The 5,493-nt window shown below is 57.2% G+C and carries 3 rRNA genes; all 3 read right to left on the bottom strand.

From position 1 onward, the window contains the following. Nucleotides 1-61: 61 nt before the first annotated feature. The 3 genes from rrf to D9V41_RS16005 all read right to left on the bottom strand — a co-directional run bounded on the left by rrf (nt 62) and on the right by D9V41_RS16005 (nt 5,209). Nucleotides 62-178, bottom strand: a 5S ribosomal RNA gene (rrf, locus tag D9V41_RS16015). Nucleotides 179-254: 76 nt separating this feature from the next. Beyond that, nucleotides 255-3,360 (bottom strand): 23S ribosomal RNA (locus D9V41_RS16010). 329 nt (nt 3,361-3,689) lie between these two features. Further along, nucleotides 3,690-5,209: ribosomal RNA gene (locus D9V41_RS16005) — 16S ribosomal RNA — on the bottom strand. Together the 16S, 23S and 5S rRNA genes form the textbook arrangement of a ribosomal RNA operon. Nucleotides 5,210-5,493: the final 284 nt, after the last annotated feature.

Genomic DNA, 5,493 nt, shown 5'->3' with positions numbered 1-5,493 from the left:
ATCCTGGGGGTAAATGCAGCGAGGCCGCCCCAGGGTTGGGGCGGCCTCGCGCTGTGTGGTTGTCCGGCGACGTCCTACTCTCCCACACCGTCTCCAGTGCAGTACCATCGGCGCTGAAGGGCTTGACTTCCGGGTTCGGAATGTGACCGGGTATTTCCCCTTCGCTATGGTCGCCGTAACTCTATCAACCTATCAACCTGCCGTTGATGGTCTGGGAACCTCATAGTGGACGCGTTGCAGTCTTCGTGTTGTTGGGTGACAAGCCCTCGGCCTATTAGTACCAGTCAGCTCCACACATTGCTGTGCTTCTACTTCTGGCCTATCAACCCAGTGGTCTGCTGGGGGCCTTAACCCATGACGGGTGGGAAACCTCATCTTGAAACGTGCTTCCCGCTTAGATGCTTTCAGCGGTTATCACTTCCGAACGTAGCCAACCAGCCATGCTCCTGGCGGAACAACTGGCACACCAGAGGTTCGTCCACCCCGGTCCTCTCGTACTAGGGGCAGCCTTTCTCAAGTTTCCTACGCGCGCGGCGGATAGGGACCGAACTGTCTCACGACGTTCTAAACCCAGCTCGCGTGCCGCTTTAATGGGCGAACAGCCCAACCCTTGGGACCTGCTACGGCCCCAGGATGCGACGAGCCGACATCGAGGTGCCAAACCATCCCGTCGATATGGACTCTTGGGGAAGATCAGCCTGTTATCCCCGGGGTACCTTTTATCCGTTGAGCGACGCCGCTTCCACATGCCAGCGCCGGGTCACTAGTCCCGACTTTCGTCCCTGCTCGAGCCGTCACTCTCGCAGTCAAGCCCCCTTGTGCACTTACACTCAACACCTGATTGCCAACCAGGATGAGGGAACCTTTGGGCGCCTCCGTTACATTTTGGGAGGCAACCGCCCCAGTTAAACTACCCACCAGGCACTGTCCCTGATCCGGATAACGGACCTAGGTTAGATATCTAGTACGACCAGAGTGGTATTTCAACGATGACTCCACCCGAACTGGCGTCCGGGCTTCACAGTCTCCCACCTATCCTACACAAATCGAACCAAACACCAATACCAAGCTGTAGTAAAGGTCCCGGGGTCTTTCCGTCCTGCCGCGCGTAACGAGCATCTTTACTCGTAGTGCAATTTCGCCGAGTTCATGGTTGAGACAGCGCCCAAGTCGTTACTCCATTCGTGCAGGTCGGAACTTACCCGACAAGGAATTTCGCTACCTTAGGATGGTTATAGTTACCACCGCCGTTTACTGGGGCTTAAGTTCTGCGCTTCGCCTTGCGGCTAACACGTCCCCTTAACCTTCCAGCACCGGGCAGGAGTCAGTCCGTATACGGCGTCTTTCGACTTAGCACGGACCTGTGTTTTTAATAAACAGTCGCTTGGGCCTGGTCTCTGCGGCCTTCAACGCTTCCCCACGCAAGGTGGTTCACGTATCCGGCCCCCCTTCTCCCGAAGTTACGGGGGCATTTTGCCGAGTTCCTTAACCATGATTCACTCGATCACCTTAGTATTCTCTACCTGACCACCTGAGTCGGTTTGGGGTACGGGCGGCTATAGATCTCGCTAGATGCTTTTCTCGGCAGCATAGGATCACTCACACCACACTGAAACGTGCAGTGGCATCAACTCTCAGACACACAGGCAGCGGATTTACCTACTGCCCGTCCTACAGTCTTACCCTCGGACAACCATCGCCGAGGATGAGCTACCTTCCTGCGTCACACCATCGCTTGGCTACTACCAGCTCGGGTCATGCGCTCCACCACACCAGCAGCCCCGAAGGGCCGTCCGGATGGTTTCGGGCACTTAGCATCACTGGCCTCGCCAGGGGCGATCTATCGCCGGTACGGGAATATCAACCCGTTGTCCATCGACTACGCCTGTCGGCCTCGCCTTAGGTCCCGACTTACCCAGGGAAGATTAGCTTGACCCTGGAACCCTTGGTCATCCGGTGGAAGAGTTTCTCACTCTTCATTCGCTACTCATGCCTGCATTCTCACTCGTGTCGCGTCCACGGCTGGGTCACCCCGCCGCTTCACTCGCGACACGACGCTCCCCTACCCATCCACACGGCTGGACCACGAAGGCCTACCTGATATGTGAATGCCATAGCTTCGGCGGGTTGCTTGAGCCCCGCTAAATTGTCGGCGCGGAATCACTTGACCAGTGAGCTATTACGCACTCTTTCAAGGATGGCTGCTTCTAAGCCAACCTCCTGGTTGTCTCTGCGACTCCACATCCTTTTCCACTTAGCAACCGCTTAGGGGCCTTAGCTGATGGTCTGGGCTGTTTCCCTCTCGACTACGAAGCTTATCCCCCGCAGTCTCACTGCAACGCTCTCACTTACCGGCATTCGGAGTTTGGCTGAGTTCAGTAAGCTGGTAGGCCCCCTAGCCCATCCAGTGCTCTACCTCCGGCAAGAAACACGTCACGCTGCACCTAAATGCATTTCGGGGAGAACCAGCTATCACGGAGTTTGATTGGCCTTTCACCCCTATCCACAGGTCATCCCCCCAGTTTTTAACCTAGGTGGGTTCGGTCCTCCACGCGGTCTTACCCGCGCTTCAACCTGCCCATGGATAGATCACTCCGCTTCGGGTCTAGATCGTGCAACTCAAACGCCCTATTCGGACTCGCTTTCGCTACGGCTCCACCCCAACGGCTTAACCTCGCTACACAACGCTAACTCGCAGGCTCATTCTTCAAAAGGCACGCCGTCACATCACAAGGATGCTCCGACGGATTGTATGCACATGGTTTCAGGTACTCTTTCACTCCCCTCCCGGGGTACTTTTCACCTTTCCCTCACGGTACTAGTCCGCTATCGGTCATCGAGGAGTATTTAGGCTTAACGGGTGGTCCCGCCAGATTCACACCGAATTTCAGGAGTACGGTGTTACTCGGGGTAACGCGCACGAGCCATGAGCTTACGTCTACGGGGGTCTCACCCTCTATGCCACGACTTCCCAGCCGTCTCGACTTCACCCATGGTTTCTCACTCGTCGACTGCTCGGCAGAACAGCCAGCACGGCCCCACGACCCCCCAGGTGCAACGCCTGCCGGCTATCACACACCTGGGGTTTAGCCTCATCCGGTTTCGCTCGCCACTACTCCCGGAATCACGGTTGTTTTCTCTTCCTGCGGGTACTGAGATGTTTCACTTCCCCGCGTTCCCTCCACACGCCCTATGTGTTCAGGCGCAGGTACTCAGACATAACTCTGAGTGGGTTTCCCCATTCGGACACCCCCGGATCACAGCTCGGTTGTCAACTCCCCGGGGCTTTTCGCAGACTCCAACGTCCTTCATCGGCTCTCGATGCCAAGGCATCCACCATGTGCACTTAGTAGCTTGTCAACACTACAAAGATGCTCGCGTCCACTATGAAGTTCTCAAAACACCACCGGCACCACACCACACCCACACCAAACCCCAGACAACCCCTCACGGGACCATCCGGGCGGTATGCAGGCCGTGCAGCCCTACCAAGCCACCAGACACAAACGCCTGATGCCTCAGAACCCCAACAGTGTGCCATCCCCACCCCCACCTGAAAACAGGCAGCAGGCAAGCAAAAAAAGTAGTCGACGTCCACTAGTGAGCAAGCCACCGCGTGACACCCACGGCCACGAACGATGACACTCTGACCACACCCCCACAGGGGGCGGGTAGATGCTGCTCCTTAGAAAGGAGGTGATCCAGCCGCACCTTCCGGTACGGCTACCTTGTTACGACTTCGTCCCAATCGCCAGCCCCACCTTCGACGGCTCCCCCCACAAGGGTTAGGCCACCGGCTTCGGGTGTTGCCGACTTTCATGACGTGACGGGCGGTGTGTACAAGGCCCGGGAACGTATTCACCGCAGCGTTGCTGATCTGCGATTACTAGCGACTCCGACTTCATGGGGTCGAGTTGCAGACCCCAATCCGAACTGAGACCGGCTTTTTGGGATTCGCTCCACCTCACGGCTTCGCAGCCCATTGTACCGGCCATTGTAGCATGCTTGAAGCCCTGGACATAAGGGGCATGAAGACTTGACGTCATCCCCACCTTCCTCCGAGTTGACCCCGGCAGTCTCCTATGAGTCCCCACCATCACGTGCTGGCAACATAGGACGAGGGTTGCGCTCGTTGCGGGACTTAACCCAACATCTCACGACACGAGCTGACGACAGCCATGCACCACCTGTATACCGGCCACAAGGGAGGCCACATCTCTGCAGCTTTCCGGCATATGTCAAACCCAGGTAAGGTTCTTCGCGTTGCATCGAATTAATCAGCATGCTCCGCCGCTTGTGCGGGCCCCCGTCAATTCCTTTGAGTTTTAGCCTTGCGGCCGTACTCCCCAGGCGGGGCGCTTAATGCGTTAGCTGCGGCACGGAAACCGTGGAAGGTCCCCACACCTAGCGCCCAACGTTTACGGCATGGACTACCAGGGTATCTAATCCTGTTCGCTCCCCATGCTTTCGCTCCTCAGCGTCAGGAAATGCCCAGAGAACCGCCTTCGCCACCGGTGTTCCTCCTGATATCTGCGCATTCCACCGCTACACCAGGAATTCCATTCTCCCCTGCATCCCTCTAGTCTGCCCGTATCGGAAGCACGCTCGGGGTTAAGCCCCGAGTTTTCACTCCCGACGCGACAGACCGCCTACGAGCCCTTTACGCCCAATAATTCCGGACAACGCTCGGACCCTACGTATTACCGCGGCTGCTGGCACGTAGTTGGCCGGTCCTTCTTCTGCACCTACCGTCACTCTCGCTTCGTCGGTGCTGAAAGAGGTTTACAACCCGAAGGCCGTCATCCCTCACGCGGCGTTGCTGGATCAGGCTTTCGCCCATTGTCCAATATTCCCCACTGCTGCCTCCCGTAGGAGTCTGGGCCGTGTCTCAGTCCCAGTGTGGCCGGTCACCCTCTCAGGCCGGCTACCCGTCGTCGCCTTGGTGAGCCATTACCTCACCAACAAGCTGATAGGCCGCGAGCCCATCCTTCTCCGCCGGAACTTTCCACCACCCCGCATGCGCGAAGCAGTCATATTCGGTATTAGCCAGCGTTTCCACTGGTTATCCCCAAGAGAAGGGCAGGTTGCTCACGTGTTACTCACCCGTTCGCCGCTCGTGTACCCCCCGAAAGGGGCCTTACCGCTCGACTTGCATGTGTTAAGCACGCCGCCAGCGTTCGTCCTGAGCCAGGATCAAACTCTCCGTTGAAAAACAACCAAAGAGTCCAACCCCAAACACAGACGTCACCATCTGGCAACTATCTGTCTCGGAATTGAGACACCCACAAAAAGTGGGTGCTAATTAATTCTCGTCGACTAAATGACACACTGTTGAGTTCTCAAACATCAGACGCACACCACAACCAACCCCCACAACACGGAAGCCAGCCACAGCAGCTCATCTAGTATAGACCCCCAGCCAAGCAGGACCAAACCCGCCCAACCAGACAGCCCCACCCCCCGTTTTCAGCGGCCAGTCTCCAGCAACACGCC

This window comes from Aeromicrobium phragmitis (assembly GCF_003674095.1).
GTDB classification, from domain to species: Bacteria; Actinomycetota; Actinomycetes; order Propionibacteriales; family Nocardioidaceae; genus Aeromicrobium; species Aeromicrobium phragmitis.
Note: the sequence above shows the minus strand (reverse complement) of the source record. Positions and strands in the feature narration are given on the sequence as shown.